Source organism: Streptomyces sp. NPDC058371 (assembly GCF_042723265.1).
GTDB lineage: Bacteria > Actinomycetota > Actinomycetes > Streptomycetales > Streptomycetaceae > Streptomyces.
The window spans coordinates 29,120-43,857 of the sequence record NZ_JBHXJC010000022.1; the positions used below are offsets into that span (position 1 = coordinate 29,120).

The following is a 14,738-nucleotide window of genomic DNA, read 5'->3' on the forward strand; positions in this document are numbered from 1 at the left end:
TTCCTTGTACCGAGGGTCGGATGAGGAGGAGCACGAGGAGTGGGAGAGGGCCCGGCTCAGTCCTGCTTGAGGGCGTGGAGGCCGGAGAGCGGGCCGCCGAGCTGCATGAGGCGTCCGCCGTCGCGCAGGGAGCCGAGGTCGACGGGGGCGAACCCGAAGGCGGTGGTGAGGTCCGCGACCGTGGCCTTGGCGTCGGCGTCGTCACCGGCGAGGAACAGCACCTGGCGTCCGGCGCGGTGGCGCGGGTCGGCGGCGATGTACTGGCCGTAGAGGGTGTTGAACGTCTTGACGACGCGGGCCCCGGGCAGCAGCGAGGCGACGTATTCGCTGCCGGTCAGCTCGCCCAGGTCGGCGACCTTCACGTGCGGGGGTGGGGAGACGAACTGGTTGGTGGCGTCTATGACGATGCGCCCGTCGAGCGGCGGCAGGCCGGCTACCGCGTCGGGGATCTGGGGCCAGCCGACCGCTAGCACGACGAGTTCTGCCGCGGCGGCTTCCTCCGGGGTGCCGGCGTGGGCGAGCGGTCCGAGGTCGTCGGAGAGACCGGCCAAGGAGGCGGGGCCGCGGCTGTTGCTCAGGACGACCTGGTGGCCGTGGGCCACGGCGTGGCGGGCGATGGCCTGGGCGACGGTTCCGGCGCCGAGGGTTCCGATCTTCATGGCGGTGCCCTTCGTGGGGTTCAGGATGCGGGGCTGGTGAGGAGGACGGTTCCGCTCTTGCCGGGGCGTCGGACATGGTCGACAGCCTTCGCGAAGTCGACGAGGTCGTAGTGGGCGGCGACCTCGAAGAGCTCCGGGGCGGTCGCGGCCAGCCGGGCGGCGAAGGCCACGTCTTCGGCCCGTTCAGCAGGCGTGCGGGTCATCCACCGGCCGATGGACGCGCCTCGCACGGTCAGGGCCCGGGGGGTCAGCGCGAGCGACTCCAGCGGCGTGCTGCCGGAACCGAGCTGACCGTAGGTGACCAGCGTGCCGCCGTCGGCCAGCAGCCCGGCCAGCTCACCGGTCAGGGATCCGCCCACCGCGTCCAGTACGACCTGGGCACCGCGGCCGCCGGTCGCGTCCTGGACCTGAGTGCGCCAGTCCGCGTCGGCCGTCGAGATCGTCGCAAGTTCGGGAAAGCGCTGCCGCAAGATCTGAGCTCCCGTGCCGCTGCGTACCAGATTGATCAGCGGGGTGCCGTGCTCGACTGCTGCGGCGCTGACCAGCTTTCCCACCGACGAACCGGCAGCCGTCTGCACCACCGGACCGGCCTGGCCGTGCTGGGCGTCCTCGACCGCCCGCAGCAAGGTGAGCAGGGTGAGCGGGTTGACCAGCATCAAGGCCGCGGTCTCGTCGCTGACGCCCTCGGGCACCGGCACCACAAGATCCGTCGGCGCCGTGACGACTTCGCCCCACGCCCCAGGTACCGGGAAGAACGCCACTCGCCGACCGGGCCGCAGATCCTGTACGCCCTTGCCAACGGTCTCGATGACGCCCATCCCCTCCACGCCGGGGATCCGCGGCGTGGCGAACCGCTGCCGCGGCTCACCCGGAAGGCCCTCCACTCCCGCCAGGTCGCCGGGGTGGATCGGCCGGGACAGCACCCGCACCTGCACCTGCCCGGCCGCGGGCGCCGCAGGGTCCGGCTGCTCGCTCAGGCGTAGTACCTGCCCGGCATCTCCGTGCTGTTCGTAGGTGATGGCGCGCATGACGCGCTCCTTCCGAGGATTATTAATGACGGGCATCATTGCAACCTCTTGTTATGATGAAAGGCATCATCAAAAAGGTCAAGTCGAGAACGACGCGAGAGGACGGCCATGCCGCGGATCACCAAGGAGGACAAGGCCCGCAACCGGCAGAACATCCTCGAAGCGGCGGGCCGCATGTTTCGTTCGCAGGGCATCGACGCGGTCGGCATCGCCGAGTTGATGAAGGAAGCCGGACTCACCCACGGCGGCTTCTACAACCACTTCGCCTCGAAGAACGATCTGGCCGTGGCGGTGTGCGGGGCCTCTTTCGCCGCCTCGCTCGGGGGCCTGGCCCGCACGATCGAGGACGGTCCCGGCCCGGCCGGCTCTCCGCTGGAGCGAGTCGTGGCCGGGTACCTGTCCACCGCGCACCGTGACGCCCAGGACGGCGGCTGCCCCTCAGCCTCCCTGGTCACCGACGCCGGACGGCACAGCGAAGCCGTGCAAAGCGCGTACGCCGAAGGCGTGGAGGGTTACGTCACCGGCTTCGCCGCCGAGTTCCTGCGCGAAGCGGAGGAGAAGGGGCACGGGCTCGACCCGGCCGAGGCCCGCCACAGGGCCATCCGCCTGCTCAGCGAAATGGTCGGCGCGCTGGTGCTCGCCCGCGCCGTACGCCAAGTCGAGCCCGGGCTTTCCGAGGAGATCTTGCAGACCGGCCGTAGCCACGCCCTCGACTGATGGGGCTCAGGGCTGCTGCGGCGATTGACGCGGCGCGGGGCCGTTCCGGGGACTTGGCGCTGAGGTGTGGGCGATGGACGGGCTGGCTCCGACGGCGCGGGGGTGAGAACGCTCTCGTACGGCTCATCGGGCTGACCTGTTTGGGGGCTCTGCTCCTCCGTGCCGTCCCTGTCGAGCCTGATCGCGTCCGGTCACGAGGTGGCCCTGTGCGAAAGCGGCGACGAAGGCGTCCGATCCAGTCGATCCCTCAAGGACTGAGGCCCGGGGGGATGTCAGTGGCGTGTGGCAGCATCCGCGGCATGACGAGTACAGACAGAGGCAGCGGCCTGGACATGTTCCGGCACGGGGACTTCCCCATCTACACGCTGACCTTCGTGCGGGACCTGCCCCCTGCCGATCTGCTCACCCGCATGGGGGTGGATCCGGAGACCTTGGCTCTTCGTGACGCCATAGACCTGTCGGACGACCTGGACGACGACCTTTTCGACGATGAAGAACCCGTCGTCACCACCGGCGTCGAGGGCTCGTGGACGTGGGCGTGGGAACAGGGCGGGATGCACGGACTCGATGACCGGATCTTGAGGGCTGCCTCCGTGGGGACCGAGGCCGTCGTGCTCCACTACAACGAGAAGCCGATGCACTGGTTCAAGTACGCGGTCGGCGGCGAGATCATCGTCGACTTCCACACTCTTCAAGCGATCGAGCCGACCGGGCAGGACCCGGCGAGGCTTGATGACTTCATGAGGCCGCTGGGGCTCGTTCCTGGCCAGGTCGCGCCACTTCACAGTGCCCTGGCGCTGGTGGAGAACGCCTTTGGTATCCGCCTGACGGAACCCGGCGGGGTTGACGACGAGCGTTGGAGCGGCAGGCTGCGTCCCCTGCCGGACTGAATGCCTCAAGTGGCGGATGCCGCTGTTCGCCTTCCCGGCCGGCTACGCACTCCCGAGTACCGCGCGTTCGGAGGGGCACTGGACGCGCGTCCTGCGCTGATATCCCCCAGCGGGTAACGGACCGCGTTGAGAGTCTGTCCGCAAGTGCTCAGCCACTGCCTATGCACCGTGAGGCGACCACTCTGGCCATAGGGCCGTCCCAAGTGCTGCGGGCAGATTCGAGCGTGGCCCATCAGCGACACCGTCGGCTGTTGAGCCGGGCGGCCTGGCGCGTCAGGTGGTCGCGCTCGGCGAGGTTGGGTGCCTTGCGGGCCGCTTCGGCGTACAGCCGTGTCGCGGTTGCCAGGTCGCCGTCCCGCTCGTGGAGGTAAGCGGCCACCGCGGTGTAGCGGGGGAGCGAGTCGTCCAGCGCCGCGAGCGCTGCCAGGCCGGCGCGCGGTCCGTCGGCCTCGCCGACGGCCACCGCGCGGTTGAGCCGGACGACCGGGCTGTCGGTCAGTCGCGCGAGCTCGTCGTACCACTCGACGATCTGCACCCAGTCGGTCTCCTCGGCGCTGGGAGCGTCGGCGTGGAGTGCCGCGATGGCGGCCTGAGCCTGGAACTCGCCAAGCCGGTCGCGGGCGAGAGCCGCCTGCAGGATCTCGACGCCCTCGGCGATCGACGCGGTGTCCCACCGGCCGCGATCCTGCTCGGCGAGCGGCACCAGGCTTCCGTCGGACGCCGTCCGAGCGGCGCGCCGGGCGTGGTGGAGCAGCATGAGGGCGAGCAGCCCCGCCACCTCGGGGTGGTCGATCGCGGCGGCGAGCTGCCGGGTGAGCCGGATGGCCTCGGCGGCCAGGTCGACGTCGCCGGAGTAGCCCTCGTTGAAGACCAGGTACAGGACGCGCAGCACGGTCGCGACGTCGCCGTGCTGGTCGAACCGCACGGCGGAGACGGTGCGCTTGGCCCGGCTGATGCGCTGGGCCATGGTCGCCTCGGGCACCAGGTAGGCCTGGGCGATCTGGCGGGTGGTCAGCCCGCCGACTGCCCGCAGCGTGAGCGCGACGGCGGACGACGGTGTCAACGACGGGTGGGCGCACAGGAAGTAGAGCTGGAGCGTGTCGTCCACGGCGGGAGTGGGCCCGGTCGCCGGTTCCTCCCCGACGAGGTCCTCACGCCGGCGGCGGGCGGTGTCCGCCCGGGTCGCGTCGAGGTACTTGCGCCAGGCCACGGTGACCAGCCAGCCCTTCGCATCCCGCGGAGGGTCGGCCGGCCACACGCGGACCGCCTCGATCAGTGCGTCCTGCACGGCGTCCTCGGCCGACGCGAAGTCGGCTCCGCGGCGTACGAGGATCCCGAGCACGCTCGGTGTGAGGCTGCGGAGCAGGAGCTCGTTCACTTGAAAGAACACTCCGAGATAGCGGGCGAGGCGCCGTAGAACGGGCGCAGCTCGAGCCACTCGTGGATCGGCTCCCCGCCCTTCCCCGGGGCGGCCGACAGTTCCCCGGCCAGCTCGACGGCACGCTCGTAGCTGTCCACGTCGATGATCATCCAGCCGGCGATGAGGTCCTTGGTCTCTGCGAACGGCCCGTCGGTGACCGGGGGCCGCCCCTCACCGTCGTACCGGACGAACGTCCCCTCGGGGGCGAGCGCCTGACTGTCCACGAACTCGCCGGTCCCCTCGAGGCGGTCCGCGAAGTCGCGCATGTACTGAACGTGGGCCGAGATCTCCTCCGGCGTCCACTGCTCCATGGGCGCGTCGTTGACCGAAGCCGGGGCGCCACGGTAGTGCTTGAGCAGCAGGTACTTGGCCATGATGTTTCTCCTCGGTGCTGGTGCGACCCATTCTGGTCGCGTTCACTGCGAGGACGGAGCCACCAATGGGTTCTCGACATCGCCGTACGAATTTCTTGGCTCTTTTTTGGCTCCCGTACCGTAGGAGCTGGGGTGCCGGCGGAGCCTGCCCGTGCCCCGGCCCGTTCGTTCGTCGCCACGGCAGGGCGGCATCGGGAGAAGACGACCTCACAGGCCTGCGCAGCATCCGCGTCAGATGGCGCGCAGGGCGTCGTCAGAGGGCCGGTGGCTGTGGCCCCACCCGTCGGGGAGCGGGTCCGGCGGAAGCGTTTCCACTTGCCCGCGGTCAGCGGCGCGGAGACCTGCGCCTCACCCTCGGCCGGCGCCTGCTCCCGGGCCGCCCCGCTTGCCACCAGCCTGAATACGTCAGCTACCGGGCCTCGCCGGGAACCGCGTCCTGGCGTCCACAGTGTGCGCGTGCATGACCTGCTGGGCGCGTGCGTCGTCGCGGGCGGCGATGGCCGAGATCAGCTCGCGATGCTCCACCCAGGCCTGCCGGACGTTGGGTGTGAAATGCCGGCGGACCCGTTGCTCGACACGGGCGGCCAGCTCCGCGAGTACCGCGTTCCCGGCCAGTTCCATGACACAGGCGTGGAACGTGGCATTGGCCATCACCACCGCGTCCACGTCGTCGGCGGCGACCGCTGCCTCGCCCGTCGCGCACAGCTCGTCCAGCCGGTCGAGTCCCTCGGACGAGGAGCAGACCGCGGCCAGGCGCGCCGCCTCGGTCTCCAGCAGAGTGCGGACGACGAAGAGTTGATCGGTCTCGTCCCCGGTCGGCTCATGGACGAATGCGCCCTGGGCAGGGCGAAGATCGACCCACCCTTCGGTGCTCAGCTGCTGCAGCGCCTCGCGTACCGGCTGCCGGGAGACCCCGAGGTGGCCCGCGAGCTCACTCTCCACCAGGTGCTGGCCAGGGTGCAGCGACCGTGAACTGATGAGGTCCAGCAGCGCCTCGTACACCTGCTCGCGCAGCGATGCCGGGCGCTCCACCTTGGGCACTGACTGTCGCGGCAGCCCGTTGAACTGCATCTTGGCCTCCGATGACCTCTCGTACCTCCTCAATCTACGGTCCTGTCTCGGTGTGCGGGAGGGTGCCGCCCAACTGAGGCCCGCCAGCCGTTTTTAAGTTAATTAGCAATTAATATTGACACGCTTTGGGGGCCCGGCCACAGTTTCGCCGTGGCACCGCCGCCCCGGCACGACCGCGGCGGGGTTGCCACGTGAACCCCAACTCTCGGGAGAATTCAGTGGCTTCGCATGCAGAGACGGCGCGAGCGCGGCGCGTCGCGGCGGTGCTCGGCGCCGCCGTACTGGTCGGGTCCGCGGTCCCCCCGGCACAGGCCGCGGACGACCAGGGCGCGCCGCAGCACTACGACAGCGGCCTCGCCCCCACGCCGTACATGGGCTGGAACTCGTATTACGGGGTCGGCGCTCCGACGGAGGGCCAGGTCAGAAAGGTCGCCGACCACCTCGTCAGCAGTGGGCTGCGCGACAGCGGCTACAACATCGTCTGGCTGGACGGGGGTTGGCAGGCGGACCAGCCGCGCGATCCGGCGACGGGCCGGCTCGTGGCCAACCCCACCCGCTTCCCGTCCGGCATCCCAGCGCTGGTGGGTTACCTCCACCAGCGGGGCCTGAAGGCCGGGATCTACACCGACGCGGGGGAGTACGACGGCGGCAAGTCGTGCGGTCTGGGCAGCCGCGGCCACTACGCGGAAGACGCGCGGCAGTTCGCCGGTTGGAAGGTCGACGCGATCAAGGTCGACTTCCTCTGCGGCATCGGTGCCGGGCTCGATCCGGGCCCGGCGTACAAGGAGTTCAGTGAGGCGGTCGCCAAGTCGGGGCGGCGGATGCTCCTCAACCTGTGCAACCCGCTCACCGACGACTGGGGACTGCCGCACACTCCCGAGCAGGACGCGCACAACACCTACGTCTACGGCCCCACCACCGCCGATTCCTGGCGCACCGGCACGGACATCGCCTGGGGCACAGCGACGGCGGGGGAGTGGCCCAACATCCTGCGCAACATGGACGCCAACGCGTGGCACCCCGAGGCCCAGGGGCCCGGGCGCTGGAACGACCCGGACTACCTCATTCCCATGCGCGAACTCGCCGAAGGCGGCTACGAGTTGTCGCAGGAGGAGTCCACGACGCAGTTCGTGATGTGGGCCGAGATGGCCTCGCCGCTGGTGCTGGGCAGCGATCCGCGCACCCTGTCGAAGTCGATGATCGACACTTTGCGCAACCCCGAGATCATCGCCGTGGACCAGGACCCGCTCGGCATCCAGGGCGTGCGCGTGGCGACCGACTCGGCCGGTGACGTCTACAACAAGGTGCTCAAGGGCGCGGGCAAGCGGGCGGTCGTCCTGCTCAACCGCTCCGACCACGCGCAGGAACGCACACTGCGGTTCGCCGACGCCGGCCTGACCGGCCCGGTCGCGGTGCGCGACCTGCGGGCCCGTACTTCGCGGGGTACGCACTCCGGCTCGTACGCGGTGACGGTGCCCGCGCACGGCACCGCCTTCCTGAAGCTGACGGGCACGGACGAGGCGCCCGGTGCGCGGCTGCCCGGTCGCTCCTCGGCCAGCCCGGCACTGGTGCGCGACGGCGATCGCCTCACGGTGTTCACCCGCGGTACGGACGGAGCTCTGCGCGCGCTGACCACGCGCGACGGTGACTGGTCCAAGGCCGGAACCACCGGTCTCGGCGGTCCGACGCGGGGCCGCGTCCTCGGCCAGCCGGCCGCGTACGCCTCGCCCAGCGGACGGATCGACGTCTTCGTCCGCGGCACCGACGACACCGCCTACCGGCGCGTCTACGCGGGCGGTCACTGGGGCCGTTGGCAGAGTCTGGGCGGGACATTGACGGACGCGCCGACCGCGGCCTTCGCCGGACCCGACGACTGGACCTTGTTCGCGCGCGGCGCGGACGGCCGCGTGCGGTTGCGCGGTCCGGCTTCCGGCTGGACGTCGCTGGGTGCGCCGCAGGACCGGCCTGTCCAGGGGCGACCGTCGGCCGTCACCGATGAGGCCGGCCGACTCCACGTGGCCGTACGCACCGCCGACGACGCGGTGTGGTGGCGGACCCGTGACACCTCGGGCACCTGGTCCTCGTGGACCTCGCTCGGCGGCACGACCAGCGGCAGCCCGACCCTTGTCGTCTCGGGCGGCACGGTGCACCTGTATGCGCGGGCCGGCGACTACACGCTCTGGCAGCGCAGCTGGACGGCCGAGGGCGGCTGGGCCGGCTGGAGTGCCCAGGCCGACTTCGTGAGCGGAGCCTTCGACGGCGCACTCGGTGCCGTGGCAGGGCCGGAGGGCGCCGTGCTCGCCGCGTTCCGAGGGGTGGACGGCCGCGTCCACCAGAGCAAGCTCTGAGCTCCGCCCGCCTGCTCCCAACCCGCTTCGTTCGCTCCACCGGGTGTGCCTTCCGTTTCTTGAAGGCCCGGAGGCACATCCGTCAGAGAATAAATTAGTAATTAATCTTGACGGCCTGTTCACCGCTGCGCCAGGCTGTGCCTGCCGCACGCCGGGGCGAGGCCGTCAGGGGGCCTCAACTCCGTTCCGTGGCACACAGGGAGTCGCACAGATGAACGCCTTCAACGCCGGCCGCCGCCGGTTCGTCACGGGAGTCGGCGCCGCCGGCGCCGGCGCGCTGCTCAGCAGCTGCGTCACCCAGACCCCGTCCGCCGGCGGAGGAAAGTCCGGCGGCCCGGTGACCCTGCAGTCCAACCTCTCTGCCCCGCAGGCCAAGACGGCCATGAGGGCGGTCGTCGCCGCGTTCGACAAGCGCGGGGACGCGAAGGCGCAGCTCAACACCGTCGCCTCGGAGACCTTCCGGACACAGCTGCCGACCTATCTCACCTCGGCCACTCCGCCGGACGTCTACACCTGGTACCCCGGGTCGGTCGCCGAGTCGTACGCGAAGAAGGACCTTCTGCTCGGCCTCGACGACATCTGGGCGAAGCCGGAACTGTCCGGGTACTCCGACGCGCTGAAGAAGCTGTGCACCTCGGCCTCCAGCGGCAAGAAGGTGTTCGTGCCCACCAGTTACTACTGGTGGGGCATGTTCTACCGGAAGTCCAACTTCGCCAAGTGGGGCGTCCGGGAGCCGAAGACCTGGGACGAGTTCCTCGACCTGTGCGACAAGCTCAAGAGCAAGGGCGTCGCCCCGATCGGCCTCGGCGCCGGCGGCGACACCCCGTGGGTCGCCTCCGCCTGGTTCGACTACCTCGACATCCGCGTCAACGGCGCGAAGTACCACCGCGAACTCCTCGCGGGCAAGCACAGCTTCGAGGACTCCAAGGTCCGGAAGGTCTTCGACCGCTGGGACGAGGCCCGGCCCTACTTCGACCCCAACGGCACGGCGATCCCGTTCCAGGACGCCACCACCGCCCTGCTCCAGGGCCGTACCGGCATGATGCTGATCGGCACCTTCTTCGCCGATGCCGCGCCCAAGAACGCCATCGACGACCTGGACTTCTTCCAGTTCCCGATCATCGACCCGAAGATCCCGGTGGCCGAAGAGGCCCCCACCGACGGGTACTTCGCCAGCGCCCGCACCCAACGCGTGGACGGGGTCAAGGAGTTGCTGCGCTACGTGGCCACGGCCGAGGCGCAGGAGCTCTATCTCAAGAGCTCCTCGGGGACCACGCTGCCGACGCATCCCGACGCCAAGGACAGCGGCACGCCCCTGGTCCTCAAGGGCCGCAAGCTCATCGAAGGCGCCGCGGACCTCACCCAGTTCTTCAACCGCGACTCCAGCGACGCACTCCAGCCGACCGCCGACACGGCACTGGTCCACTACCTGGCCAAGCCGAAGCAGATCGACTCCATCCTCACCACCTGGCAGCGCAGCGCGCAGAAGATCTGGAGCCAGTGACCATGGCGCTGCTCGGCTCCGCACGACGGCCCAGGGCCACGCGAGTGCCCCCGGTGGTCCTGGCCTTCGTCCTGTTGCCCCTGCTCGCCGAGCTCTTCTGGGTCTTCTGGCCCGCGCTGCAGGGCTTCTACCTCTCGCTCACCACGTGGGACGGTCTGGCCGCGCCGACCTTCGTGGGGTTCGACAACTTCACCGAGATGCTGCACGACTCGGTGTTCCGCACCGCCGCCTGGAACACGGTGCTGTGGCTGCTGCTCTTCGGTGGGCTCTCCGCCGCTCTCGGACTCGGCGCCGCGCTGCTGCTCCAGCAGGAGCGGCGCGGGGTCGGGTTCTACCGGGCGGCGCTGTTCCTGCCGGTCGTCTTCTCGCTGGTTGCCACCGCGCTCGTGTGGCAGGCCATGTACCAGCCGGACGGCCTGATCAACAACGTGCTGGGCGCCGTCGGCCTCGGCGGCTGGAAGCACGCCTGGCTCGCCGACCAGGACACCGCCTTCTACGCGGTGATCGTGCCCGCGCTGTGGCGCCAGGTCGGCTACGTCATGGTGCTCTACCTCGCCGGCCTCAAGGGCATCGACCCCGTCCTGTACGAGGCGGCCAAGGTCGACGGCGCAGGCCGCCTCCAGCAGTTCCGGCACATCACGCTGCCCCAGCTCAAGAGCGTCAACGCGGTCGTCCTGTCGGTCATCGTCATCGACTCGCTGCGCTCCTTCGATGTCGTGTGGGCACTCACCCGCGGCGGCCCGTACCACTCCTCCGAACTGCTGAGCACCTACATGTACTCGACCGCCTTCCAGTCCCTGCGGCTGGGATACGGGTCCGCGCTCGCCGTCGTCATCTTCCTGCTGGCCTTCGGTGTCATCGCGAGCTACCTCGTACGCGCCTTCCGGGAGGCGGACTGATGACCGCGACCCACACCTCCGTGCCCGTCGACAAGCGTCCCGGTCCGGCCGCGACACCGACACCCGCGTCCCGCCGGCCCGTCGTCCCCGGCCGCATCTGGCGCACTACCGGCTTCCACGTCACCGCGGGCGCGCTGTCCGCGGTGTGGCTGCTGCCGATCGTCCTCGTCCTGGTCACCAGCACCCGGACCTTCGACGACATCGCCGCCCACGGCGTGGGCAGTTGGCCGCACTCCTTCAGCCTCGACGGCTTCCGTCAGGCGTGGGTGGACGGCGGCCAGCAGCAGGCACTCATCAACAGCATGCTGGTCACCATCCCCACCGTGCTGCTCTCGCTCGGCCTCGCCTCGCTGGCGGCGTTCGCGCTCAGCCGCTACGACCTGCCCTTCCGGCGCTCCCTTCTGCTGCTGATGCTCGGCGGCAACCTCCTGCCTCCGCAGATCCTGCTGATCCCCGTGTCCAAGCTCAGCGAAGTCCTCGGCATATACGATCAGTTGTACGCGCTGATCGGGGTGCAGGTCGGCTTCGGCGTCGGCTTCTACGTCTTCGTCCTGCACGGCTTCATGCGGGCGATCCCCGGCGAGATCCAGCAGGCCGCGGTCATCGACGGCGCCGGCCCCTGGCAGATCTACCGGCGGATCATCCTGCCGCTGGCCCGTCCGGCCCTTGCGGCACTCAGCGCCCTGTCGTTCACCTGGATCTTCAACGACCTGCTCTGGGCCATCACCGTGATCCGCACGGACACCCGGATGCCCATCACCGCATCCCTGATCGGGCTGCAGGGCCAGTACGTGTCCATGTGGAACGTCATCGCCGCCGGATCGGTGATCGCCGCCGCTCCGACCGTGGCCGTCTTCCTCCGCTTCCAGCGCCACTTCGTGGCCGGACTCAACCTGGGGGCCGTCAAGTGACCGGAAACGAGCAGTGGTTGCTGCGCACCGACGCCACCACCTATGCCGTCACCCTGGGCGAGGACGGCCGCTGGGCCGAACTCGCCGCATGGGGGCCGCATGGCGTCGAACACGGGCCCTCGCCGCTGGGCTGGTCCGGGCGCACGCACTTCATCACTCCCGCCGACGCGGCGCCCGCCGAGTACATCCCGTACGGGCTGCGGCCGTTCACCGGCGCCGAGCTGATCGCCTCGCACCCGGGCGGCGAACGCGGCAGCTGGTGGCGGTTCACCGGCGCCACGCAGGACGGCGACGACGCACTGCGCCTCGTGTTCACCGATGAGGTCCTCGGTCTGCGCACGACACTGTGCTACGAGACCGTCCCGGGCACGGACGTCGTCCTTCGGTGGACCGAACTGACCTGCACCGGCGAACGGGAACTGCGGCTGGAGCGCTTCGACTCCGCTGCCGTCAACGTGCCCGTCCGGTGCGGCGCCCGGCTCACCTACCTGGCGGGCCAGTGGTCTCAGGAGTTCCAGCTCAAGCAGCTGCAACTGGAGCGCGGGCGCTTCGAGATGGAGAGCACCCAGGGCTCCGCCGGTCACGCGTACCACCCCTGGCTCGCGATCCAGGACGCCGCCGCACCGGCAGAAGGAGCCACTCCGACCTACGGCATCGCCCTGGAATGGCCGGGCAACTGGCGGATCACCGCCGACGCCGAACCCGGCGGTTCGGTGCGGGTGCGCGCCGGCCGGGTGCCGCACGAGGGCGCCGTCCGCCTCGCTCCCGGCGCCACCCTGACGACACCCCGGCTGGCTTGCGCCTTCAGCCCGGACGGCCTCGACGGGCTGGCCCGGGTGTGGCACCGCTACGAGCGGCGGCTGGCCGGCGACCGCATGGACCGGCCGCGCAAGGTGCTCTACAACTCCTGGGAGGCGACCGCCTTCGACGTCGACGCCGCGGGACAGCTGGACCTCGCCAAGGCCGCGGCGGACCTGGGCGCCGAGCTGTTCGTCGTCGACGACGGCTGGTTCACCGGGCGCCACGACGACACCGGCGGCCTCGGCGACTGGCAGCCGGACCCGGCCGAATTCCCCGACGGGTTCGACCGGTTCGTCGACGAAGTGCGCGCACTCGGCGTGGACTTCGGCCTGTGGGTCGAACCCGAGGGCATCAGCCCCCGCTCCCGGCTGTACGCCGAACACCCCGAGTGGGTCTACCGGATCGACGGCCGGCCCGCCACGCTCGTACGCAACCAACTCCTGCTCGACCTCGGCCGCACGGACGTCCAGGACTTCGTCATCGGCACCCTCGACCGGCTGCTGATCGACCACGCCATCAGCTACCTGAAGTGGGACATGAACCGGCCGCCCACCGAGCGCGGCCGACCCGGCGGATCGGCCGGCGAGGACCCCGAGCACCAGGACCTCGACGCCGCCCATGTCGTCGGCTACCTGCGGGTCCTGGACCACCTGCGCGGCGCGCACCCCCACGTCACCGTCGAGGGCTGTGCCGGCGGCGGCGCCCGCGTCGAACACGCCACGCTCGCCCGTACGGACGTCGTGTGGCCCAGCGACAACACCGCGCCGCTGGACCGACTGCGCATCCAGTACGGCTACCTCCACGCCCACGCCCCGCACACCATGTGCTCCTGGGTCACCAGCGCCCCCGGCCTCTTCGACCCGCGGCCCCGGTCCCTGGCCTTCCGGTTCGTCACCTCCATGGCCGGGGTGCTGGGCATCGGCGCCGACATCCGCGACTGGACCCCGCGGCAGCGCGCCGAGGCCGCCGAGTGGATCGCCCGCTACAAGGACGTCCGCGATGTCGTCCACCACGGCGAGGTCCATCTGCTGGGCAGCCCGGCCGACCCGACCTGCGGCGTCCAGTACGAGGAGCCCGGCGGCGGCCGCCTGGTCGTGACGGCCTGGAACACCGGTCCGCTCGACGGTGCGCCCTTGGTGCCCGGACGGGCCGCACGGCTGCGACTGCGCAACCTGGCGCCGCAGGCCCTCTACACCGACCAGGACTCGGGAACCCGTTACAGCGGCGCGTACTTGCTCCATACGGGACTGCCGTTCGCCTGGACCACCGGGCACGACGCGGAACTGGTCGTCCTGGTCCGGCAATGACGCGAGCGACAGAATCGCACCCCCCTCACGACAGGAGACGACCCACCCCATGAACCCAGCGGCCCGCTTCACCAACCGCGTCGCCGTCGTCACCGGCGCCGCCTCGGGCATCGGCGCGGCCACCGCGGCACGCCTCGCCGCCGAGGGTGCGTCCGTCGTCCTCGCCGACATCGACGACGAGCGCGGTGAGGAAACGGCGGCTCGGCTGCGCAAGGACGGCGCGAAGGCCCACTTCGTCGCCTGCGACGTGGCGCTGGAGGCGGACTGGCAGCGGGCGATGGATGCCGCCCACACCTTCGGGCCTGTCTCGGTCCTGGTCAGCAACGCCTACACGGTGCAGGTCGCGCCCGCCCACGAGACGACCCTCGCCTCCTGGGAACGTCAGCTGTCGGTCAACCTCACCGGGGCCTTCCTCGGCTTCAAGGCCGCGCTGCCCGATCTGGCCGAACACCAGGGAGCCGTGGTGCTCACCTCCTCCGTCCACGCCCACCGCGGCATCCCCGGGCACCCGGCGTACGCGGCGAGCAAGGGCGCGCTGCTCTCCCTGTGCGGGCAGCTCGCCGTCGAGTACGGCCCGCGGGTCCGGGTCAACGCCGTGCTGCCGGGGCCCGTCCTCACCGCCGCGTGGGACAGGGTGCCGCAGCACGAGCGTGAACTGAGTGTCGCCGAGACAGCTGCCCGCCGCTTCGGAACCGCCGAGGAGGTCGCCGCCGCCGTGGCCTTCCTCGCCGCCGGCGAAGCCTCGTACATCACCGGAACGAGTTTGCTCGTGGACGGCGGCTGGAGCGTCGTCAAGGCGTCAGCCTGAC

Annotated in this window: 13 protein-coding genes; 8 read left to right on the plus strand and 5 right to left on the minus strand. The window is 70.5% G+C overall.

Translation table 11 applies throughout. The features are described 5' to 3' along the window. Positions 1 to 56: 56 nt before the first annotated feature. Both ACFWM2_RS38000 and ACFWM2_RS38005 read right to left on the minus strand, forming a co-directional pair. On the minus strand, positions 57 to 659 hold the full coding sequence (locus ACFWM2_RS38000; protein WP_383290163.1) for an NADPH-dependent F420 reductase: 603 nt from the start codon (positions 657 to 659) through the stop codon (positions 57 to 59). A gap of 20 nt (positions 660 to 679) precedes the next feature. Then, positions 680 to 1,687, minus strand: a complete 1,008-nt coding sequence (locus ACFWM2_RS38005) for a zinc-binding dehydrogenase (RefSeq protein WP_383290166.1) — start codon at positions 1,685 to 1,687, stop codon at positions 680 to 682. Positions 1,688 to 1,795: 108 nt separating this feature from the next. Here ACFWM2_RS38005 and ACFWM2_RS38010 point away from each other — a divergent pair, with 108 nt between their 5' ends. Both ACFWM2_RS38010 and ACFWM2_RS38015 read left to right on the plus strand, forming a co-directional pair. After that, positions 1,796 to 2,404, plus strand: coding sequence for a TetR family transcriptional regulator (locus ACFWM2_RS38010; protein ID WP_383290169.1), 609 nt, complete (start codon positions 1,796 to 1,798; stop codon positions 2,402 to 2,404). Positions 2,405 to 2,703: 299 nt separating this feature from the next. Further along, positions 2,704 to 3,294: a DUF6461 domain-containing protein gene (locus tag ACFWM2_RS38015; protein WP_383290172.1), complete on the plus strand. Its 591-nt coding sequence runs from the start codon at positions 2,704 to 2,706 to the stop codon at positions 3,292 to 3,294. A gap of 232 nt (positions 3,295 to 3,526) precedes the next feature. Here the strand turns inward: ACFWM2_RS38015 and ACFWM2_RS38020 are convergent, their stop codons facing one another. The 3 genes from ACFWM2_RS38020 to ACFWM2_RS38030 form a co-directional block, all read right to left on the minus strand. Then, entirely contained in the window at positions 3,527 to 4,672 is a 1,146-nt protein-coding gene (locus ACFWM2_RS38020; RefSeq protein ID WP_383290175.1) for an RNA polymerase sigma factor, read from the minus strand. Beyond that, entirely contained in the window at positions 4,669 to 5,088 is a 420-nt protein-coding gene (locus ACFWM2_RS38025; RefSeq protein WP_383290178.1) for a YciI family protein, read from the minus strand. The genes ACFWM2_RS38020 and ACFWM2_RS38025 overlap by 4 nt, the downstream gene beginning before the upstream one ends. A gap of 405 nt (positions 5,089 to 5,493) precedes the next feature. After that, positions 5,494 to 6,159, minus strand: a complete 666-nt coding sequence (locus tag ACFWM2_RS38030; RefSeq protein ID WP_383290182.1) for a GntR family transcriptional regulator — start codon at positions 6,157 to 6,159, stop codon at positions 5,494 to 5,496. A gap of 218 nt (positions 6,160 to 6,377) precedes the next feature. On the opposite strand from ACFWM2_RS38030, the gene ACFWM2_RS38035 reads away from it, so the two are divergent. The 6 genes from ACFWM2_RS38035 to ACFWM2_RS38060 all read left to right on the plus strand — a co-directional run bounded on the left by ACFWM2_RS38035 (position 6,378) and on the right by ACFWM2_RS38060 (position 14,737). Then, positions 6,378 to 8,507 (plus strand): glycoside hydrolase family 27 protein, encoded by a 2,130-nt coding sequence (locus tag ACFWM2_RS38035; RefSeq protein ID WP_383290184.1) that lies wholly within the window; start codon positions 6,378 to 6,380, stop codon positions 8,505 to 8,507. 211 nt (positions 8,508 to 8,718) lie between these two features. After that, positions 8,719 to 10,011, plus strand: a complete 1,293-nt coding sequence (locus ACFWM2_RS38040; RefSeq protein ID WP_383290187.1) for an ABC transporter substrate-binding protein — start codon at positions 8,719 to 8,721, stop codon at positions 10,009 to 10,011. 2 nt (positions 10,012 to 10,013) lie between these two features. Beyond that, entirely contained in the window at positions 10,014 to 10,910 is an 897-nt protein-coding gene (locus tag ACFWM2_RS38045) for a carbohydrate ABC transporter permease (RefSeq protein ID WP_383290190.1), read from the plus strand. Then, a complete protein-coding gene (locus ACFWM2_RS38050; RefSeq protein ID WP_383290193.1) occupies positions 10,910 to 11,821 on the plus strand; it encodes a carbohydrate ABC transporter permease in 912 nt (303 codons plus the stop codon). The genes ACFWM2_RS38045 and ACFWM2_RS38050 overlap by 1 nt, the downstream gene beginning before the upstream one ends. Then, positions 11,818 to 13,929: an alpha-galactosidase gene (locus tag ACFWM2_RS38055; protein ID WP_383290196.1), complete on the plus strand. Its 2,112-nt coding sequence runs from the start codon at positions 11,818 to 11,820 to the stop codon at positions 13,927 to 13,929. Before ACFWM2_RS38050 ends, ACFWM2_RS38055 begins: the two co-directional genes overlap by 4 nt. Positions 13,930 to 13,978: 49 nt before the next feature. Continuing rightward, on the plus strand, positions 13,979 to 14,737 hold the full coding sequence (locus ACFWM2_RS38060; RefSeq protein WP_383290199.1) for an SDR family NAD(P)-dependent oxidoreductase: 759 nt from the start codon (positions 13,979 to 13,981) through the stop codon (positions 14,735 to 14,737). Position 14,738: the final 1 nt, after the last annotated feature.

Bases quoted from the DNA above. Each gene is read 5' to 3' on its own strand.
- ACFWM2_RS38000 (WP_383290163.1), bottom strand. From the start codon at position 659: ATGAAGATCGGAACCCTCGGCGCCGGAACCGTCGCCCAGGCCATCGCC.
- ACFWM2_RS38005 (WP_383290166.1), bottom strand. From the start codon at position 1,687: ATGCGCGCCATCACCTACGAACAGCACGGAGATGCCGGGCAGGTACTA.
- ACFWM2_RS38010 (WP_383290169.1), top strand. From the start codon at position 1,796: ATGCCGCGGATCACCAAGGAGGACAAGGCCCGCAACCGGCAGAACATC.
- ACFWM2_RS38015 (WP_383290172.1), top strand. From the start codon at position 2,704: ATGACGAGTACAGACAGAGGCAGCGGCCTGGACATGTTCCGGCACGGG.
- ACFWM2_RS38025 (WP_383290178.1), bottom strand. From the start codon at position 5,088: ATGGCCAAGTACCTGCTGCTCAAGCACTACCGTGGCGCCCCGGCTTCG.
- ACFWM2_RS38030 (WP_383290182.1), bottom strand. From the start codon at position 6,159: ATGCAGTTCAACGGGCTGCCGCGACAGTCAGTGCCCAAGGTGGAGCGC.
- ACFWM2_RS38040 (WP_383290187.1), top strand. From the start codon at position 8,719: ATGAACGCCTTCAACGCCGGCCGCCGCCGGTTCGTCACGGGAGTCGGC.
- ACFWM2_RS38045 (WP_383290190.1), top strand. From the start codon at position 10,014: ATGGCGCTGCTCGGCTCCGCACGACGGCCCAGGGCCACGCGAGTGCCC.
- ACFWM2_RS38050 (WP_383290193.1), top strand. From the start codon at position 10,910: ATGACCGCGACCCACACCTCCGTGCCCGTCGACAAGCGTCCCGGTCCG.
- ACFWM2_RS38060 (WP_383290199.1), top strand. From the start codon at position 13,979: ATGAACCCAGCGGCCCGCTTCACCAACCGCGTCGCCGTCGTCACCGGC.